This window comes from Rhodococcus sp. NPDC047139, assembly GCF_040643435.1.
GTDB lineage: Bacteria > Actinomycetota > Actinomycetes > Mycobacteriales > Mycobacteriaceae > Rhodococcus.
In genome coordinates this window covers 26,095-46,109 of sequence record NZ_JBEYUH010000020.1, presented here as the reverse complement: position 1 = coordinate 46,109, position 20,015 = coordinate 26,095, and the positions used below count along the sequence as shown (strand labels likewise).

Genomic DNA, 20,015 nt, shown 5'->3' with positions numbered 1-20,015 from the left:
AGAACGACGATGAGTGTCCGCGTGCCCGTCACACCGATCGATGTCTCGGAAATATCCGGCTACGATCACGAAACCGACGTTCTGATAATCGGTTACGGCTGCGCGGGCGCGGCGGCCGCACTCGAGGCCTGCGCGGCGGGCGCCGATGTCGTTCTGCTCGAACGGCAGAGCGGCGGCGGCGGGTCATCGGCCTTGTCGGGCGGTGAGATCTATCTCGGTGGCGGTACCCCGATCCAAGAGGCGTGCGGGTTCACGGACACCGCCGAGGATATGGAGAAGTTTCTTCTCGCCGCTCTCGGCCCGGACGCCGACCAGGAGAAGGTCGGCCTCTACAGCCGCGAGAGTGTCGCGCACTTTCAGTGGCTCGTGGATCACGGAGTGCCCTTCAAGCCGTCGCTGTGGGACTCGCCCACATGGGTGCCGCCCACCGACGACGGCCTGATGTGGATGGGCGAGAACGCCTATCCGTTCTCCGAGATCGCCACGCCCGCACCGCGCGGGCACCGGGTCACGTCCGACGGATTCGGCGGCAAGGTACTGATGGCGGCGTTGAGCGAGGCTGTCGCCGAGAGTTCCGTCGCCGTGCACGCCGATACGTCGGCTCTGCGATTGATCCTCGACGAGGACCGGGTCGTCGGCGTGGTGGCGCGGCACTTCGGGGAAACGGTCACCTATCACGCGCGGCGCGGGGTCGTCATCACTACCGGCGGGTTTGCCGACAACAAGGAGATGCTCGCCCAGCACGCGCCGCAACTCGTGGGCCTCGGCGTCAACAGCGACGGCGGTGACGACGGTCGCGGGATCGTGATGGCGCAGGCGGTCGGAGCCTCGGTCAAGCACATGTCCGCCGGTCAGGTCGGCATCTCGCTGGTTCCGGGGATGATGGTGCGCGGGATGATCGTCGACCGCGTGGGCCGGCGGTTCATCAACGAGGACGTCTATCCCGGCCTCGTCGGTCAGGCCGCCCTGTTCGGGCACCGGCTCGAGGTGTGGGTGATCCTCGACGAACAGGCATACGAGGAGGTCCCCGTGGACGAACGCTGGGGTGTGCAACCGCATTTCGTCGCCGAGACGCTCGAGGAACTCGAACGTGAGATCGGGATGCCGGAGGGTGCGTTGCAGACAACGGTCGGAGAGTACAACCGGTTCGCCGAGCGAGGCGAGGATCCCTACTTCCACAAGTCCGAGCGCTGGCTCCGTCCATTGCAATCCCCGTTCGCCGCGATCGACGTGCGCCGCGGTATGGCTCCGCCGGAATACGGCGACGGCGGCACCGGGGCCGGAGGCGCCGAGGTGTTCACCATCGGCGGGCTCCGCACCACCGTGGACGGGGTCGTCCTCGACCTGGACGGTGAGCCGATCCCGGGCCTCTTCGCAGCCGGGCGCGCGACCTCGGGTCTGCACTCTTGGGGTTACATCAGTGGAACGTCGCTGGGCGACGGCACGTTCTTCGGCCGGCGGGCAGGTTCGGCGGCGGCCCTGAACGATTAGGTTCCCGGCACTGCCGAGGCCCTGCACCTCCCGAGTGTGGCCGGAGGCGCCGGGCCGACAAGCCGAAAGCCGAGCACGAGCGCTCGGCTTTCGGCACGTCTCCGGCTTTCGCGGATCGAACCCGGTTGCATCCTTCGCACACGCCGTTCGGGCACAACCCCGCGCTCGACAGAGCTTCCGATCGCACGACGCGCTGTTACTTGACGCAGTGGCCGGCGTCGACAGGCAGCGTGACCCCGGTGATGTAGCGGGACTCGTCGGAGGCGAGGAAGAGGCTCGCGTTCGCGATGTCCTCGGGTTCGATCAGTGCGACCGGCAGGAGATGCATCGATTGCAGCGCCGTCTCGAACTGCTCCCGGGTCGGGTTCTCGACTCCCGGGCAGAACGTCCTCATCGTCGCGGGGTTGTCGACCATCCGGGTGCGAGTGTTGGCAGGGTGAATCGTGTTGACCCGGATACTGTGCGGCGCAAGCTCGTTCGCGAGCGACTTCATGAGGCCCACCACGCCGTGCTTGGCGGCGGTGTAGTGACCGACACTCACAAGCCCCCGCAGGCCGGCGATCGAACTGATCAGCACGATCGAGCCACCGCGACCCCCGTCCAGAAGGTGTGGAATAGCCGCCTTGCACGTGCGCCACACCCCGGTGAGGTTGACGTCGAGCATGGTCTGCCAGCGGTCGGCGTCCATCTTCGCTGTCCAGCCCGACGAACTGATCCCCGCCGTCGCGCAGACGACGTCGAGACGGCCGAGCGACGCGACGCCCTGCGACACTGCGTCGTCCAGCGACGGTTGCTCGCGCACGTCCACTTCGAAGGCACAGATCTCCCGGCCGAGCGATCTCACCAGCCGCACGGTCTCGGCAAGATCCTCGGGCGAGGCTCCGGGAGTGGTCGCGTGCTCCACCGGCGAGCACACGTCGACGGCGATGATGTCCGCACCTTCCTCGGCGAACCGCACGGCCTGGGCCCGGCCCATCCCGCGCGCCGCACCGGTGACGAGCGCGACCTTGCCCTCGAGACGCCCGCTCATCACGCCACCTTCTGAGTCAGGCCGGCGTCGACGACCATCTGCAGGCCGGTGACATAGCGGGATTCGTCGGACGCCAGGAACAGCACCGCATTGCTCACGTCGATCGGCTCGACCCACGGCACGGGCAGGAGAGTCTTCGCCGCGAGAACCTGCGCGGCGTCGGCCGCGGTGGGGGCCTCGAGGTCCGGGCGTAGCCGGGCGAAGGTTACGGGATTGAGCGTCATGGGCGTCGCCGCCGCGCCCGGATGAATCGTGTTGACGCGGATCGACTGCGGCCCCAGTTCGTTCGCAAGTGTCTTCGCCAACCCGGTGACCGCGTGCTTCGCCGCCGAATAGTGCGACGCGCCCGGCACCGCCTTGATCGCTGCGGTGGAACTGACGATGATCACCGACCCACCTGCGGGATTCAGCTCGGCGACACCGGCCTTGACGGTGTGCCACGTACCGGTGAGATTCACGTCGATCGACCGGTTCCAGATCTCGTCGTCGATCTCCCACGACGATCCGGGATTGTCGCTGATTCCTGCGTTGGCGACCACGACGTCGAGCGGCCCGAGTTCGGCTACGCCCTCCCGCACCGCCGCGGCCACCCGGTCGAAGTCGCGCACGTCCGCTGTCCCGGTGACGATCCTGCGCCCGGTCTTCCGGACCAGCCGGGCGGTCTCGGCCAGTTCCGTCTCCGTGGATGCACCCGGCAGATCCAGAGCGAGGATGTCGGCGCCCTCCTCGGCCAGTCGCGTCGCGCACGAGCGCCCGAGTCCTCCCCCGGCACCCGTGATCAGCACGATCTTTCCCGCCATTCGTGTCATGGTCCGCTTCCTTTCGCCGTGACGTGCCGCGACGCTAGCGATCGGTGGGCCGACCTCGGGAGAACTCTCCCGTATGGCGGGAAACACGTCCGGTGGTCGACCTGCCCGTTTCCGTCCTCACCTACGCGAAGCCCGAAACCACCTGTACATTTCCGCGAAGACCGTGGAACATCATGTCGCCCGTATCGGCGCCGATGCAGGTGCCGATTCCCGCTCGAAGCGCCTGTCTTCGTCCGGGGGACGAAGGGTGCACGGCCCAGATGTACCCGTCACGCTCCGACCGGAATGGAGGAAGCCGGCATGTCCGTAGGCGTAGGCCTGAGGGTGGGGACCACCGTGTCGTCGGTTGCGGTCACCTCACCGACGCCCGGACGTCCGGACCCTGCGCCGATCGAACGATTCACCGCGGTCCACCTGCATTCCGACGGCACCGCGACGCTGGGCGACCACGACGTCATCGACGGGCACACCAGCTCCTTCACGGGTTTCGTCGACCGGCTCGGACACTCCGCTGGAGTCCGCGCCAACGACGGTTCGCTCTCTCGCGCCGAGGATCTGGTCGCGACAGCCATGGAGTGCCTCCTCGCCGATGCGGCCACCGTCATCGGCGACGCCCCGTACACAGCGGTCGCGACACACCCCACCGACTGGCCGAGCTCGACGGTCGCGGTGCTTCGCAACGCCCTCGACTACGTGGGATTGCGCCACGTCTCGCTCATCTCCGACGCCGAGGCCGCTGCCGCGTGGTTCGAATCGCAGGTCGCTCACCAGTCGGGACGGCTGCTCGCCGTCTACCACATAGACCCGCAGGGCTCGACGGTCACGCTCGTGCGGTCGGGGGTCGCGGCAGGTAAGGCGTTCCGCTTCTCCGAGGGTGATGCCCCGTCGGTCGCAGCCCAGCTCTCGACGGCCCTCGGTGCGTTCGGCTGGCTCGTGAGCAACCTCGACGCGATCGTCGTGACAACCGACGAAGCGGTCGATCCGAGCGCCGCGCAACTCGTCTCGCAGTCCGTGAAGAGCGGTCTCGGCATCCGGTGCGCTCTGGCACCTCAGCCGCATCAGACGATGGTGCGGGGCGCTGCTCTCGCCGCTGCGGCCGGCTCGGTGGAGCTCCTCGGTTCGACGCAGATCCTTCCGACCGCCAAGCTCGCCGAACCCCGACGCAGCGAAATCGACCCCGAGATCACCGCTGTGATCGCGAAGATCACGACGACGCCCCCACCGGGAGGCACGCCCACTCGCGGGGGCGACACCTCCTCCCCCGCCGCGCCGAAGGCGACTGTCGCAGCCGTGGCGGCCGCCGCAGATCCTTCCGTCGAGGAGACCCCGGCGCGCCGTTCGCCCAAGATCACCGCCATCGCGGCGGCCGCGGCCGTCGCGCTGCTCGTCGGAGTCGGTGTTCTGGTGTTCACCATGCGGGATTCCCCCACGGCCACCGCCGGTACACAGACGATCGAGCCTTCCACCGCACCCGCGACGACCTCAACGAAGTCGAGTCCTGCCTCGGCGCCGCGCAGCTCCACAGAGACGAGTACGACGTCGAGTGAGTCGTCGACGGTGGAGCAGGCGGTGCCGGTCGCACCTCCGTCCGTGCAACAGACCTGGGTGGATCCCACGACCGGTACGAGTCGGCAGTCCTCCTCGTCGTCCTCTCCCGGCTCGAGCACCTCCGACACCTCGAGTTCGTCCTCGACCCCGTCGAGCACGAGCTGGTCGCGGCGAAACCAGCCCGACGAGTCCTCCGGTGGACGCGACAGGGGAGGAAGCAGCAGCACGACCACGACTGCGCCGCCGTCGACCGTCGAACCCACGGCGGAGCCTCCCGAGAGTCCGGATCCGACCTCCTCGGAGCCCCCGGAAACTGAGACCCCGAACTAGACAGAGTGGGTATCCAACTGGTGACCTACGGCACTATCGGAGACCGGCCGGTCGTCCCGTAGGCTGTCTCGCGGTTCGGCTTTTTGATCTTCGACGAACCTGTTCAGAGCACATCGAGCACACATGAAAGGCCTCCATGCGTCTCTCTTCGGCGTCGCGCGCCGCCGTCCGGTCCACTACCCGCCGCGTCGCCGTCGCAGCGGCTTCTGCGGTTCTGCTGGCGGTGCCTCTGAGTTCGACCGCGAGCGCCGCGCCCGCCGAACAGTTGCCTGCTCCTGAACTCCCCGCCGAACTCGTCGAGGCGATCCAGCGCGATCTGGGTCTGACCCCGGAGGAATACCTCGACCGCGCTGCCCGCGCGCAGGAACTCGGCGACTACGCTCGCGACTTCCGCTCCGAGCGCCCCTCCGATTTCGCGGGTGCCTGGCTGGGTAAGGACGGCAAGCCCGTCATCGCCGTGACGAACCGCGAAGCCGCGGAGGCCGCAGCCCAGGACGGCTACCACGCGACGGTGGCACCGGTGTCGGCCGACGGACTCGAGCAGGCACTCGCCGAACTGAACCGCTGGGTGGCGGGACTTCCGCGTGAGGTGTCGTCACAGATCAACTCCACGTCGATCGACGTGCTCAACAACCAGATCGTTCTCGACATCGTGAATTCGCCGGTCGGTCGAGCACTGAACCTCCCCTCGCTCGTCGCGAACGTGCAGGTGCAACTGTCGCCGGGCATGCCGCCGAACGATCCGGCACCGATGGGTGGCGACACCTACATCACGGCCGACGGCGACGTACGCACCACGCGCATCGAGCGCATCGGCATCTGCTCGTTCGGCTTCAACGGGGTCGACGCGGACGGTAACGCCGTCAACCTCACCGCCGGTCACTGCGACGCGGTGTCTCGCGACGACGGTGGTTCGACGGTCTACCTGCCCAACCAGGCGAACATCGACGACAGCGTCCGGATCGGCAAGTTCACCGACTCCACCGTAGGCACCGACAGCACTCTCGACTACGGGATCGTCATGTTCGACAAGGCCGGCGTCGAGGCCGGCCTCGACCGCCCTGTGGTCCGCGGTGGTAACGGCTCGACCCTCACCGTCACGGGCACGGCTGTTCCGGTCGTCGGAGCGCCCGTCTGCAAGTCGGGACAGTCGTCGTCGTTCACGTGCGGCCTCGTCGTCGCCGACCGCATCGAAACCCAGCTCACCTACGAATCGGGGTTCTCGAGCACGATCCGCGGCTTCGCGACGTCGGCGTGCACCCTTGCGGGTGACAGCGGTGGCGCGATCGTCACCGGCACGCTCGCACTCGGCGTGATCAGCGGTTCAAACAGTGCGGGCGCCCCGAACTGTGTCGAGGCCAACCTGGTGCTCGCGCCCAACGGTGGCACCTCCAGCCTGGGCATCCCCGTCCAGGAGATCGAGAGTGCGACCGGCACGCGCGTGCGCACCTCGGCGAACCCGGCATAACGCCGGGATCGCCCGCGACGCTCGTCGTCACAGAAGTAACACGAGTCCCACACGTAACCGGGAAGTGCCTATGTACTTCCCGCCTTACCCCTTAGGATCGGACGGACGCCGATCCGCGGGGGACGGCGCCTTCGCGTGCGCAAGCCCGTGAAGGAACAAGAAAGGTATCCATGCGACGCACCTTCGCACGTCGGACGGCCGTCATCGGTTCGGCCGCTCTGCTGCTCCTCGGGCCTGCCGCCGCAGTCGCACAGGCCGAACCCGAGACCGCACCCACGCAGGCCACTGCGCTGCCGGCGGAACTCGTCGAGGCGTTGCAACGCGACCTCCAGATCGACGCCGAGCGCTTCCTCACCGACGCACAGCGCAGCCAGGAACTCGCCGCCTTCGCCGAGAAGGCACGCGAGCAGTTCGCGGCCGTCTTCTCCGGTGTGTGGCTGGACGACAAGGGAACCCCCACCGTCGGTCTCACCGATGGTGACGACTTCGACGAAGCCCGCGCAGCCGCCGAGGATGCCGGATTCACCGTCGCCGAGACCCAGCGCAGCGAGGACGCTCTCGAAGAGCAACTCGGCGCACTGGGCGACTGGCTCGAGACGCAACCGCCCGCCGTCGCCGATGTCATCCGTGGCATCGCGATCGACGTGGTCAACAACGACGTCGTCGTGCGTGCCGACAACGTCGCAGGCATCGAGCTTCCCGAGTTCCTCGACGGTGTGCGGGTGCTGTTCGCTCCCAGCGAGCTGACCCCGGAAGGCGCGACCGACCTGCAGCCCATCGCCGGCGGTATCGCAGCCCCCGACGCACTGTTCGGTGGAGACGCCTACGCCTCTCTCGGCGCCGGCACGGGACTGCGCTGCTCGCTCGGATTCAACGCCGAGGACGGCAGCGGACGTCCCGTGAACATCACCGCAGGGCACTGCGACCCCAACCGTGCGCAGGCCGGCACCCGGTGGGCCGCGGAGGTCCACCAGCTCATCGGCGACGCGCTCGGCCAGCACCTCGGTTCGTTCGAGAAGACGGTGCTCGACGGTAGCGACTACGCGCTGATCCGTCCGACCCCCGAAGCCGCAGGCCGTTTCCAGAACAACGGCGTGCGCGTCCCGCTGGCCGCCCCGCTTCCCATCACGGGCGTTGCGGATCCCGTCGTCGGAACCCCTGTGTGCAAGTCGGGTCTGCGCACCGGCTACAGCTGTGGTGTCGTGACGGCCGCCGACCAGAACGTCGAGATCGGGCACCGGGTGCTCGAGAACGGCTTCTCCACCAACCTGTGCGCCCTGCAGGGCGACAGCGGCGGCACTCTCGTCACCGGCACCCTGGCCCTCGGCATCTCCAGCGCCTCCAACGTCGGCCAGTACGGCATGTGCGAGATCGCCGGCTTCGTCAGCGGCCTGCTCGGTGAGACCCCCGAACTGTTCGCCACGCCGATCAAGTCCATCCTGGCGGAGAACCCGGGCCTGAAGGTCCGCACCTGGTAGGACACACTCCACGAACGACGAGGCCCGGCCTTCCGCATTCGGAAGCCGGGCCTCGTCGTATCTCCGTCGTTGCGCTCCCTTCCGGGGTGCCCAGCGGGATCAAGATCGATTCGAGCTAGGCTCACCCGGCCGGTCGACCTCGAGGGGCCGACCGCAGGACACACGAAAGACAGAGGAGAACGAAGTGCTCGGATTGTCACTGGCGGGGAGCGCCGTGGTGCTGCTGACCGATCAGCAGGTGATGTGGAACCTCATCAGGCTCTTCCTCGCGCCCTGAGCCGCACACGAAACAGCCCCGCCACCCTTTCGGACGGCGGGGCTGTCGTGGTTCTACTGCTACTTGCCCTGTGCCCACTGCGTGGTTCCCGGAGGAGCCAGCAGGTCCTGGACCACTGCGATACCCGCGATCACGGCCGTCGGGCCGCCGGCGACGAACGCACCGATGGTTCCACCACCGCCTGCTCCGACCACACATCCGCCGATCGCACCGGGGATAGTGCCGACCAGACCGACCGTCGCTCCGACGATGCAGCCGATGATCGCACCTGCGACGGTGCCGATAGCGGTGGCCATCCCCAGCTGCGACACGAAGTTCTGCTGCGCCTTCATGTTCTCTTCGGGAGACGCCACGTCGGACAGCTTCAGTGCCACCGGAGTGATCGACGGGCCGACCTTGTCCTCCGGAGCCACCGGAACGGCCTTGTTCAGATCCGTCGGCGGGGTGAGGGTGAGGGTCTTGCCGTCTTCGCTGATCTCGCGCTCGAAGGGGAGCTGCAGATCTCCGAGCTGGATCGCGAGAGGCAGGCTGAGAACGGTGTTGCCGTTGTCGTCCTGCAGTTCGACGCTTTCGCCGTCACCCGAGATCCGGAACTGACCCGCATCGATGACGGTCTCGATGGACTCACCTTCGGGACGGACCTCGTAGTTGATGATGTCTTCATCAGATGCAGCCGGAGCGGCGTACGAAGCGCCGGCCGTGATGCCCATGGCGGCGATCGTCATCGTCGCCACAGCGGTAAGCTTCTTGAGCTTCATCCTTTTCCGTTCTGTGACATGGCGCACGCCCGTCAGGACGCCCCCCATTTTGCTGAATCGGCTGGAGTTCTACGTCCCCCGACGCAAACAGCCCACATGCGAACCCCATGTACCGGGCGAATCATAACCGAAATCACATCCGGAGCGTTATACCCTTTTGCCCGAATCGCCACGTCGCCGTGCCCCGTGAACGAGGACCGTTATATTTCCGTGATATAAGCCCCGGCCGCAGGTTAGGACATCCTGAATGCCGGGACCGTCGCGTTTGACCGATAGCGTGTCCGGGCACACCGTCTCCGATCCGAGCCGGATCTCACTACCCGCCGGTAACCCCAGTTCAGACCAAGTTACTGACGGGTAACTTATCGTGCGTTACGATGCGGAGACTTATACCAGGCGGCACGAAGCCGCCCCCGACACGAAAGGCCACGTATGAATGCCCTGACGATTACGTTGGGCACGATCGGCGTGCTGCTGAGCCTCGTGTGTTGGTTCGCGTTCATCAGCGGCGCGCTGAAGATGGTCAATACGATCCGGGTCGGCCAGCCGGCCCCGGATCGTTGGCGGCCGTTCTTCCCGCGCTTCAAGCAGATGGTCGTCGAATTCCTCGCGCACACGAAGATGGTCAAGTTCCGAACCGTCGGCTGGGCGCACTGGCTGGTGATGGTCGGCTTCATGCTCGGCGCGATCGTCTGGTTCGAAGCCTACGGCCAGACCTTCGACCCGAAGTTCCACTGGCCCATCATCGGCAACACTGCCGTCTACCACTTCATCGACGAGATTCTCGGCATCGGCACGGTGGTCGGCATCCTGGTGCTGATCGTCATCCGCCAGCGCAACCATCCGCGTCAGCCCGGCCGGATGTCGCGCTTCAGCGGCTCGAACTTCAAGGCCGCCTACTTCGTCGAGACGGTCGTGCTGCTCGAGGGCCTGGGCATGATCCTGGTGAAGGCCGGCAAGATCGCCACCTACGGCGGCGGCCACCTTTCAACCGACTTCTTCACCATGCAGGTCGCCAAGCTCCTGCCCGCGAGCCCCGAACTGGTGTCGGTCTTCGCGTTCGTCAAGCTCATGTCGGGCATGGTGTGGCTCTACATCGTGGGGCGCAACATCACCTGGGGTGTCGCATGGCACCGCTTCTCGGCGTTCTTCAACATCTACTTCAAGCGTGAGGACGACGGCGGTCCCGCCCTCGGCGCCGCACGCCCGATGATGTCCGGCGGCAAGCCCGTCGACATGGAAGACGCCGACCCCGACAAGGACACCTTCGGTGCCGGTCGCATCGAGGACTTCACCTGGAAGGGCTGGCTCGACTTCACGACCTGCACCGAGTGCGGTCGCTGCCAGTCGCAGTGCCCCGCCTGGAACACCGGCAAGCCGCTGTCGCCGAAGCTGCTCATCACGTCGCTGCGTGACCACGGCTATGCGAAGGCCCCATATCTGCTCGCCGGTGGTCGCACCGACATCGGTGGCGACGAGGTCGGACTGGTCGACGCCGAAGGCAACCCGGACGAGTCCAAGCTCGCGAAGATCCCGGCCTCGGCGCGTGAGGAAGCCGGCCGCAAGCTCGTCGGCGAGACCGAGGCGCTGGTCGACGGCGGCGAGCTCGCTCCCGTCATCGACACCGAGACCCTGTGGTCGTGCACCAACTGTGGTGCGTGCGTCGAGCAGTGCCCGGTGGACATCGAGCACGTCGACCACATCATCGACATGCGCCGCTACCAGGTGCTCATCGAGTCGGACTTCCCGTCCGAGCTCGCGGGTCTGTTCAAGAACCTCGAGAACAAGGGCAACCCCTGGGGCCAGAACGCCAAGGACCGTCTCAACTGGATCAACGAGATGGAGTTCGACATCCCGGTCTTCGGCCAGGATGCCGACAGCTTCGACGGCTACGAGTACCTCTTCTGGGTCGGCTGTGCCGGTGCCTACGAGGACCGCGCGAAGAAGACCACCAAGGCCGTCGCCGAACTCCTCGCGACCGCCGGCGTGAAGTTCATGGTCCTCGGTGCCGAGGAGACCTGCACCGGCGACTCGGCTCGCCGCGCGGGCAACGAGTTCCTGTTCCAGCAGCTGGCGCAGCAGAACATCGAGGTCCTCAACGGCGTGTTCGAGGGTGTCGAGCCGAGCAAGCGCAAGATCGTCGTCACGTGTGCGCACTGCTTCAACGCCCTGAACAACGAGTACCCGCAGGTCGGGGGCAGCTACGAGGTCGTCCACCACACGCAGCTGCTCAACCGTCTGGTGCGCGCGAAGAAGCTGGTCCAGGTCAAGGCCGTCGGCCAGGACGTGACCTACCACGACCCCTGCTTCCTCGGACGGCACAACAAGGTCTACAACGCTCCGCGTGAGCTGATGGCGGCGTCGGGCGCGAAGCTCGTCGAGATGCCGCGTCACGGCGAGCGGTCCATGTGCTGTGGTGCCGGTGGCGCCCGCATGTGGATGGAGGAGAAGATCGGTAAGCGCATCAACATCGACCGCGTCGACGAAGCGCTCACCACCAACCCCGCCAAGATCGCGACGGGCTGCCCGTTCTGCCGCGTCATGCTCACCGACGGTGTCACCGCGCGTCAGGAAGAGGGCAAGGGCGAGGGCGTCGAGGTCATCGACGTCGCGCAGCTCATGCTCGAGTCCATCTCGCGCGTCGAGGCCGCGAAGCTCAGCGACAACCTCAAGGTCGTTCAGCAGCCGAAGACTCCGGTCGAGGTCGAAGAGACCGCCGAAGAGGTCGAGAAGGAGCGTGTCGAGGAGGTCGAGGTCGCGGCGGCAACGCCTGCGGCTCCCAAGACCACGGGCGCGCCGAAGGCCGGCGGTCTGCAGATGAAGGGCGGCCTCAAGGCTCCGGGCGCGAAGGCTCCCGGTGGCGCGAAGGCTCCGGCAGCCGAGACGGCTGAGGCCCCCGCGGCTCCCGCTGCTCCGAAGGCGAAGCCGGGCGGGTTGCAGATGAAGGGCGGCCTGAAGGGGCCGGGCGCGAAGAAGGCGGCGGCTCCGGCCGCACCTGCGGCGTCGTCCGAGGCTCCCGCAGCCGAGGCACCGGCAGCACCGAAGGCCAAGCCGGGCGGACTGCAGATGAAGGGCGGCCTCAAGGCTCCGGGCGCGAAGGCTCCGGGCGCCGCGAAGCCGGCCGCACCTGCTGCCTCCGAAGCCCCGGCAGCGCCCGCAGCGGAACCGGCCGAGGCACCGGCAGTGCCCAAGGCCAAGCCGGGCGGACTGCAGCTCAAGAGCGGCCTGAAGGGCCCCGGCGCCAAGAAGGCAGCTCCAGCGGCACCTGCTGCTCCCGCTGCCGAAGCACCCGCCGAGGCTCCTGCTGCCGAAGCACCTGCGGCCGAGGCTCCTGCGGAGCAGCCGAAGGAGGCCGCGATCCCGAAGGCCAAGCCGGGCGGATTGCAGCTCAAGAGCGGCCTGAAGGGTCCCGGCGCGAAGAAGGCTGCGCCGGCCGCTCCCGCGAAGCCGGCAGCCGAGCCCGAGCCGGTTGCCGAGGCTCCGGCGGAGCCCGAGGCGGTCGCGGAGGCTCCTGCTGAGCCCGAGGCCCCCAAGGCCGCGGCGAAGCCGGAACCGGAGGCACCGAAGGCGAAGCCGGGCGCGCTCGGCTTCAAGCCCGGCGCCAAGGCACCTGGCCGCAAGTAAGCAGGGCTGAAACAAAGCTCGCAGCCCCAGTGACCAGTCACTGGGGCTGCGAGCTTTTCTGCTACCTTGCGAGCTTCCGCACTACCCACTCTCCTGTCGGCTCAGCCGACCGTGCCGCCAGGTCGATCGCCTCGCGGATCCGACCCGCGACCTCCCCAGGCGTCTGCAGATCTGCCCACGTCCATCGAACGACGACCCAGCCGGCACGACGAAGCGCGTCCTCGCGCAACTTCTCCCGGAACACCACGTCTTCGGCGTCCGTCGACGCGAGCCCGTCGCGGCGGTATTTGACCCGCCCGTCGAACTCCCCGATGACGCCGTGTTCGGGCAGGAGGAAGTCCACTCGCGCGAGCCACTTGCCGGTTGCGTCGAACACGTCGACCTGCGTTCGGGGTATCGGCAACTGTTCGCGCACCATCAGCACGCGGCTGCGCGACTCGCCGACACTGTCGCTGCGATCGTTCATGAAGCAGACCGCGCGGGTCGCGCGGGCACGTCCCGGATGGCGCCCCATCCGTTCGAGGGCAACACACAACTCCTCGGCGGTCACCAGACCGTTGCGTAGCGCGTGGTCGCCGACGACCACAGCGTGCTCGAACGGCACGGTGGCGGCCAGATCGACGACCGTCCGCGCGACATTCAGTACCCGTACACCACCGATTTCGACGACCTCGTCCTCACCGAATCGCGAGGAGTGCAGCACGCGTGCGGTGCTCGTCGTCGCCCCGCCGGTCCGGTTGCGTGTCAGATGCACGGCATCGAGCGGCAACTGCCATGTCTCGAGGCCGTGCAGGACCGCTGCCGAGACGTGGCTGAGCGCGCTTTCCTTCACAGCATTCGCCGACGCGGCACGCGCCCGGTAGGCATGCCGGGTTCGGTCGTCCGACCTCTCGTAGGAGGCGGCGGGCACGTAGATCCCCGGTGACAGGCGCGTCCATGTACCGATGCGCACGAAGCGTCGAATCTCGGAGGGCGTCACGCCCCGTCGGATCGCCTCGCTGCGGCGAATGATCTCCCCCATGCCGCACAGCGTCGCCCACTCGAGCGGCGCAATCGGGCCCGCGTGGCCCGCTGCCGCCGATCTGGGGATGAGCGGGCGGCCTGTGGACTACTGCGATCTACGCTGCGCGCGCATAACGCGCGAGCACGGACTTGCGTTTGGACGGGTGTACGTTGATCCGCGAGAAATCGTGGCCGTAGTGCTCGAGAAGCCTGGGGTCCATGATGCGCCGCCACAACGGCGGAAACAGAGCCAGGATGATCAGCACCGCGTATCCGGCAGGCAGCTGCGGCGCCTGCGGCATCGAGCGCAGCGTCTGATAGCGCCGCAGCGGATTGGCGTGATGGTCGCTGTGCCGCTGCAGGTTGTAGAGGAAGAGGTTGGAGCACACGTGGTTGCTGTTCCAGCTGTGCTCGGGCCGGACGCGTTCGTAGCTGCCGTCCTCACGCTTGTCGCGCAGCAGCCCGTAGTGCTCGAGATAGTTGGCGCCTTCGAGGAACATGATCGCCATCGCCGCCTGCACGACCAGCCACGGTGCGATGGACCAGCCGAACGCTGCGATGAGAGCGGCGTAGAGCGCGACGCTCAGCGCCCATGCGTTCAGGATGTCGTTGTGCCGCAGGTTCCAGAACGACTTGCCGCGACGGTCCAGCCGGCCCTTCTCGTACCGGATCGCCGACCTGAGGCTGCCGAACACCGAGCGGGGCAGGAACCACCAGTAGCTCTCGCCCATCCGGGCGGTGGCGGGATCTTCGGGCGTCGCGACGCGCGCGTGATGACCGCGGTTGTGTTCGACGTAGAAGTGGCCGTAGAAGGATTGAGCCAGCGCGATTTTCGCAAGCCGTCGCTCGATGGTCGTGCGCTTGTGCCCGAGTTCGTGCGCCGCATTGATGCCGACTCCGCCGACGATGCCGAGCGTAGCGGCCATCGCGAACCGCTCGGCGCCACCCATGGGTTGCGAGACCCACATCCAGCAACCGAACACCAGGCCCGCATATTGCAGCGGTAGATACAGGTAGGTGCAGTAGCGGTAGTACCGGTCGTCCTCGAGGGACTTCATGACGACCTCGGGTGGGTTGCTCGTGTCGAGGCGCGCGAGAGCATCGACGAGCGGACAGACGACCGCGATCACCAGCGCACCGGTGGCCCAGAAGACGCCGAGGCGGAAGAACTCGACGAGCAGGTAGGCGATGAAGGGGCTCAGAGGGATGACGAGCCCGTACAACCACAGATGCCGCTTGGGGTCGGTCCATCCACCGTACGTCCGGTCGCGGAGAGTCACCGAATCCACTACGCCATTTCCCCCAGCCAAGCAAAACGGGCCGGCACTTGTCTCGCACCGGAAAACAACTGTCACCCCCGACCGGCTACACCTTACAAGGCGGCCCGTACCAGCGGGTAACCCAATCTGCGTGGTGGACGACACAACGCCCACGTATCGGTATACGACGGCGGCGTCGCACCGAAGTGCGACGCCGCCGTACGCGGAACTCTCGAAAGGGTGCGACCTAGATGGTGCGCACGCCCTGAGCCTGCGGGCCCTTCTGGCCCTGGCCGATCTCGAATTCGACTCGTGCTCCCTCATCGAGGGTCTTGAAGCCCGACCCCTGGATTTCGGAGTAGTGAACGAAAACGTCTGCTCCCCCACCATCCTGCTCGATGAAACCGAAGCCCTTTTCCGCGTTGAACCACTTGACAGTGCCCTGCGCCATACCACTTGCTCCTTGCATTCCCCCACGTCACCCCGACGTGCGGCCTAGATGGACCTCGATCATCGCACTGATCCGGACATTCGTCGCGTCTTGTTTCCCGACTCGTTACCACCCCCGACAAAATGCGGATGAAATCGTGTTGCACCACGGTGGCACCATGTAAGCCGTGACTACCGAGGAGCAAGGCCACCTTCACCACCCGATCAGCCGTCGGCTCGAGCAGTCGTCGAAGCTCCAGAACGTGCTCTACGAGATCCGCGGGCCGGTGCACGCCCACGCTGCGCGACTCGAGGCCGAGGGGCATCGCATCCTCAAGCTCAACATCGGCAACCCTGCGCCCTTCGGGTTCGAGGCGCCCGACACGATCGTGCAGGACATGATCGCGTCGCTGCCGCACGCGCAGGGCTACTCGGAGTCCAAGGGCATCGCCTCCGCGCGACGCGCGATCGTCACACGCTACGAACTCGTGCCGAACTTCCCCAAGTTCGACATCAACGACGTCTACCTGGGCAACGGCGTCTCCGAGCTCATCACCATGACCATGCAGGCGCTGCTCGACGACGGCGACGAGGTGCTCATCCCGGCACCCGACTATCCGTTGTGGACGGCGATGACCTCGCTCGCGGGTGGCACACCGGTGCACTATCTGTGCGACGAGTCCAACGACTGGAATCCGGATATCGAGGATATCGAGTCCAAGATCACCGAACGCACCAAGGCGATCGTCGTGATCAACCCGAACAACCCCACGGGTGCCGTCTATTCGCATGAGGTGCTCGAGGAGGTCGTCCGGCTGGCCCGTAAGCACCAGCTGCTGCTGCTGGCCGACGAGATCTACGACAAGATCCTGTACGACGACGCCAAGCACATCTCCCTCGCCTCTCTCGCTCCCGACCTGCTCTGCCTGACCTACAACGGTCTGTCGAAGGCCTACCGGGTCGCCGGCTACCGGTCGGGGTGGATGGTCATCACCGGCCCGAAGGAGCACGCGGCGGGCTTCCTGGAGGGCATCGACCTGCTGGCCTCCACACGGTTGTGCCCCAACGTGCCGGCTCAGCACGCGATCCAGGTAGCGCTCGGGGGGTACCAGAGCATCGACGACCTGGTTCTGCCCGGCGGACGATTGCTCGAGCAGCGTGACGTGGCGTGGGAGCGACTCAACGCCATTCCGGGCGTGAGCTGCGTCAAGCCACGCGGTGCGCTCTACGCCTTCCCGCGCCTGGATCCGGAGGTCTACGACATCCGCAACGACGAGAAGCTCGTGCAAGATCTGCTGCTGCAGGAGCGCATCCTCGTCACCCAGGGCACAGGCTTCAATTGGCCGAACCACGACCATCTGCGGATCGTCACGTTGCCGTGGGCACGCGATCTGGCGGTGGCGATCGAGCGGATCGGAAACTTCCTGTCGTCCTACAAACAGTAGAAAAAGGGCGTTCCGGCGCGGGAAAGAAATTGTTGCCGAAAAGTGATCTTGGTTTCTTTAGGACTAAAGTCCCTGTTAACAGGCCCAAGAGACCTTCCCGAGCGGTCGATTTGTCACATTGGTGACCATCGCCACACAACCGCATCTCCCCAAGTCGGGGCCGGAGCAAGTAATTTGTCTTATGGCACTGTTAGTGCCGGGCTCCCTGACCGTTCGCCATCCCCCCTGTGCGAGGTCAGGTGACGGTGGCGGGGACACCCCCCCTGCTCCCCGCCACCACCAGCCCAACTCTTCGCCCGTTTCTGGCTAGCCTGTGCGAGTGAACTACGGACATGGGCACGGTCACGGACACGGACATTCCGAAGGTCCTGTCCCTTTGGGGCCGATCGCCGCGAAGATCGTCGTCGGTCTGCTGACCGCAATCGGCATCGCGGTACTGATCGGCACCGCCCTACTGTGGCCGAGTAGCCGCGCCGTGGACATTCCCGCGCCTTTCCAGACCACCGGTGGCGGCGCGGTCGTCACCGAGGCCGGAACGGTCGTGGAGCAGGGACCGGGGCCGTGCGGGAGCACCTCCTTCGGCCGGGTATTCACCGGCGAACCGTCACCTCCCGCGACCGGGGCCTTCGAATGTGAGCGAAGCATCGTCGCCATCGAGTCCGGCCCCGACGAAGGCGCCCGAACGCTCCTCGAGGTGATTCCGGGGCCGGGCCAGCCCGAGCTGAAGGCCGGGGACGAGATCCGGATCGTCCGTCAGACCGATCCGGCGGGCGTCACCCAGTATTCCTTCTACGACTACGCCCGCGGCTTCCCGCTGGCGCTCGTGGTCGCGGCGTTCGCGATCGTCGTGGTCGCGATCGCCCGGTGGCGCGGTCTGCGGGCCCTGATCGGCCTCGGTATCGCGTTCGGCATTCTTGTGGTGTTCATGCTCCCCGCGTTGCTGGACGGCCGGCCCGCAGTGCCGGTCGCGCTGGTAGGCGGTTCTCTGATCCTCTACGCCGTGCTGTATCTGGCGCACGGTGTGAATCTGCGAACGAGTTCGGCACTGCTGGGCACTCTTGCGTCGATGGCCCTCGCAGCGCTGCTGTCGTACGCGACGATCCGGATGACGCACCTGACCGGGCTGTCGGAGGAACAGAACACCAACGTGCAGTTGTACATCGGGCACGTGTCGATCTCGGGACTGCTGCTGGCCGGTTTCATCATCGGTTCGCTCGGTGTGCTCAACGACGTCACCATCACGCAGGCGTCGTCGGCGTTCGAACTCGCCGCGCTGGACCCGGACTCGTCGCGGCGGAACATCTTCTCCGCGGCGATGCGGGTGGGACGCGACCACATCGCCAGCACCGTCTACACCCTCGTCCTGGCGTACGCGGGTGGCGCGTTGCCGCTGCTGCTGCTGTTCTCCGTGGCAGGGCGCTCGATCACCGATGTGATCACCAGTGACGCAGTGGCCATCGAGCTGGTCCGCGCGTGCGTCGGCGGCATCGCGCTGACGCTGTCGGTGCCGCTCACCACCGCGATCGCCGCGGTCCTGGCGCGAGCCGACGTACCGCCGCAGCAACCGCAGGGCCGGCACGCCCGCCGGGCGTAGCTCAGGGCAGACGGATCGGCGGCAGCTGCGGCAGTTCGATGGTCGGCAGCGGCGGCAGGGTCGGCACCGGCACCCCGAGACCCGGAATGGTCGGCGGCGGGGGCGGCGACGGCTCGGGTGCCGGCGGAACCGGGCGCGGCGAATAGGTCGTCGGCTCGGGTTCCGGGGTCTCGGTGGTCGTGGTGACCTGGGTGGGCGCCACGGCGGGAGCGGGACTCGGGCGCGGTGCACTGCTCGTCGACGGTACGTACGACTGGGTGGGGCTCGTTCCGTCGGCGGATGCACCGGTGAGCCCGGTGCTCAGCGCCACCCCGATCACCGCGACCACCGCGAGAGCCGTGCCCGCGAGACCGGCACCGGAGATCTGCTTGCCGCTGACGGTCGGGCCACGGCTCGCCAACGACGACCACCACGGCTTCTGACCGTCGCCGGAGTCCGTACCGGCGGTTGCACCCGGCGAGCGAGTGGCGGTGACGACCGGAATCTGCTCGGTGTCGGCGGTGGTCGACGAGGGCCGACCCGGCACGATGCGGGTGAGCGTACTCACCGGCTGCGAGCTCGGGGGTTTCGCAGCGAGTATCGCTCCGCCCTTGGCGAGCACGAGTTCGGGTTCGTGTGGGACCACCAGGGGCAGCCCGAGCCACGAGCGCAGCACCTCCTGCACCAGCGGGATGTGCGCGCCGCCGCCGAGCAGCACCACCGCTTCGGGGTTGCGACCGGCACGGGAGATCACCTGGTGCACGAATTGGGCCGACGACTCGACGCACTGCGAGATGAGCGGATCGAAGGTCTCGCGCGACATCAGCACCAGCCCGGCGGCGCCGGGCACCGCCACGGTGTGGCTCTCGGACAGCTTCTCCTTGGCCTCGCGGCACTGCGCCGACAGCTCGTCGTCGGTGGCAGGGTCGTCGGGGCGCCACACTCCGTTGGAGTCGAGCTGGTGGTCGCGGATGACGTTGTCGAACACCCGGCCGCCGATGCTGTCGGTGCGTTCGGCGAGCACTTCACGGGTGACGAGGTCGACGACGGTGACGGTGAGCCCGGCGTCGCCGAGGTCGTAGAAGACTGCGGTGTTGCTGCCGAGTTCTCCGGTGGCCTGCAGGTAGGTCACCGCGGCTTCGGGTTCGGACACGAGCACGTACCGGTCGATGCCTTCGGCCGCCATCGCGGCACGCAGGCGATCGGCCTGGGACTGGTCGCGATAGACCAGGCCGACACGCTCGATGGGATCACCTGCGACACCGGTCTGGAAGAGCACTCCGAGGGTACCGGCCGCCAGTCGCGCGGGTTCGTCCTTGCCCGTCTCGACCACCTGGAACTGGAAGCCTGCGGACGGGCTCGTGCGGTCCACCGGCCGTACCACCCGAACGGCGCTCTCCCCCACGGTCACACCGAGAATCGAACTCATCAGCCGCCTTCGACGTTGGTTGCGCCAGCCGCGTCAGCTTCCCCCGGCGCCCGGAATCCTCGACG

At 67.1% G+C, this 20,015-nt stretch carries 14 protein-coding genes and 1 pseudogene; 8 read left to right on the top strand and 7 right to left on the bottom strand.

The annotated features are described in order from the left end of the window. Positions 1-9 precede the first annotated feature (9 nt). Positions 10-1,491, top strand: a complete 1,482-nt coding sequence (locus ABZ789_RS20285) for an FAD-dependent oxidoreductase (RefSeq protein WP_358427626.1) — start codon at positions 10-12, stop codon at positions 1,489-1,491. A 196-nt stretch (positions 1,492-1,687) separates the two neighbouring features. Here the strand turns inward: ABZ789_RS20285 and ABZ789_RS20280 are convergent, their stop codons facing one another. Together ABZ789_RS20280 and ABZ789_RS20275 are read right to left on the bottom strand one after the other, a co-directional pair. Next, on the bottom strand, positions 1,688-2,521 hold the full coding sequence (locus tag ABZ789_RS20280; protein WP_358427623.1) for a mycofactocin-coupled SDR family oxidoreductase: 834 nt from the start codon (positions 2,519-2,521) through the stop codon (positions 1,688-1,690). Beyond that, positions 2,521-3,330, bottom strand: coding sequence for a mycofactocin-coupled SDR family oxidoreductase (locus ABZ789_RS20275; RefSeq protein WP_358427620.1), 810 nt, complete (start codon positions 3,328-3,330; stop codon positions 2,521-2,523). Before ABZ789_RS20275 ends, ABZ789_RS20280 begins: the two co-directional genes overlap by 1 nt. 124 nt (positions 3,331-3,454) lie before the next feature. On the opposite strand from ABZ789_RS20275, the pseudogene ABZ789_RS20270 reads away from it, so the two are divergent. The 4 genes and pseudogenes from ABZ789_RS20270 to ABZ789_RS20255 form a co-directional block, all read left to right on the top strand. Beyond that, positions 3,455-3,640: pseudogene (locus tag ABZ789_RS20270) on the top strand (hypothetical protein); the annotation flags it as partial. Further along, positions 3,631-5,208: a hypothetical protein gene (locus ABZ789_RS20265; protein WP_358427617.1), complete on the top strand. Its 1,578-nt coding sequence runs from the start codon at positions 3,631-3,633 to the stop codon at positions 5,206-5,208. The pseudogene ABZ789_RS20270 and the gene ABZ789_RS20265, both read left to right, overlap by 10 nt. Before the next feature lie 136 nt (positions 5,209-5,344). Beyond that, positions 5,345-6,676, top strand: a complete 1,332-nt coding sequence (locus ABZ789_RS20260; protein WP_358427614.1) for a S1 family peptidase — start codon at positions 5,345-5,347, stop codon at positions 6,674-6,676. Between the two features lie 170 nt (positions 6,677-6,846). After that, positions 6,847-8,154, top strand: a complete 1,308-nt coding sequence (locus tag ABZ789_RS20255) for a S1 family peptidase (RefSeq protein WP_358427611.1) — start codon at positions 6,847-6,849, stop codon at positions 8,152-8,154. Between the two features lie 336 nt (positions 8,155-8,490). On the opposite strand, the gene ABZ789_RS20250 is transcribed toward ABZ789_RS20255, so the two are convergent. Further along, positions 8,491-9,189, bottom strand: a complete 699-nt coding sequence (locus ABZ789_RS20250) for an ammonium transporter (RefSeq protein WP_358427609.1) — start codon at positions 9,187-9,189, stop codon at positions 8,491-8,493. Positions 9,190-9,621: 432 nt separating this feature from the next. On the opposite strand from ABZ789_RS20250, the gene ABZ789_RS20245 reads away from it, so the two are divergent. Continuing rightward, on the top strand, positions 9,622-12,813 hold the full coding sequence (locus ABZ789_RS20245) for a (Fe-S)-binding protein (RefSeq protein ID WP_358427606.1): 3,192 nt from the start codon (positions 9,622-9,624) through the stop codon (positions 12,811-12,813). Positions 12,814-12,874: 61 nt separating this feature from the next. On the opposite strand, the gene ABZ789_RS20240 is transcribed toward ABZ789_RS20245, so the two are convergent. The 3 genes from ABZ789_RS20240 to ABZ789_RS20230 all read right to left on the bottom strand — a co-directional run bounded on the left by ABZ789_RS20240 (position 12,875) and on the right by ABZ789_RS20230 (position 15,525). Next, the gene (locus ABZ789_RS20240) at positions 12,875-13,834 is read right to left on the bottom strand and encodes a type IV toxin-antitoxin system AbiEi family antitoxin domain-containing protein (protein ID WP_358427603.1); all 960 of its coding nucleotides are present in this window, start codon (positions 13,832-13,834) and stop codon (positions 12,875-12,877) included. Between the two features lie 97 nt (positions 13,835-13,931). After that, entirely contained in the window at positions 13,932-15,104 is a 1,173-nt protein-coding gene (locus ABZ789_RS20235) for an alkane 1-monooxygenase (RefSeq protein WP_358427600.1), read from the bottom strand. Positions 15,105-15,321: 217 nt separating this feature from the next. Next, positions 15,322-15,525: a cold-shock protein gene (locus ABZ789_RS20230; RefSeq protein WP_016695928.1), complete on the bottom strand. Its 204-nt coding sequence runs from the start codon at positions 15,523-15,525 to the stop codon at positions 15,322-15,324. 166 nt (positions 15,526-15,691) lie between these two features. On the opposite strand from ABZ789_RS20230, the gene ABZ789_RS20225 reads away from it, so the two are divergent. Beyond that, the gene (locus tag ABZ789_RS20225) at positions 15,692-16,948 is read left to right on the top strand and encodes a pyridoxal phosphate-dependent aminotransferase (protein WP_358427597.1); all 1,257 of its coding nucleotides are present in this window, start codon (positions 15,692-15,694) and stop codon (positions 16,946-16,948) included. Positions 16,949-17,261: 313 nt separating this feature from the next. After that, positions 17,262-18,542, top strand: coding sequence for a YibE/F family protein (locus tag ABZ789_RS20220; RefSeq protein WP_358427594.1), 1,281 nt, complete (start codon positions 17,262-17,264; stop codon positions 18,540-18,542). A gap of 1 nt (position 18,543) precedes the next feature. Here ABZ789_RS20220 and ABZ789_RS20215 read toward each other — a convergent pair whose 3' ends face one another. Beyond that, on the bottom strand, positions 18,544-19,950 hold the full coding sequence (locus ABZ789_RS20215) for an Hsp70 family protein (RefSeq protein WP_358427591.1): 1,407 nt from the start codon (positions 19,948-19,950) through the stop codon (positions 18,544-18,546). Positions 19,951-20,015: the final 65 nt, after the last annotated feature.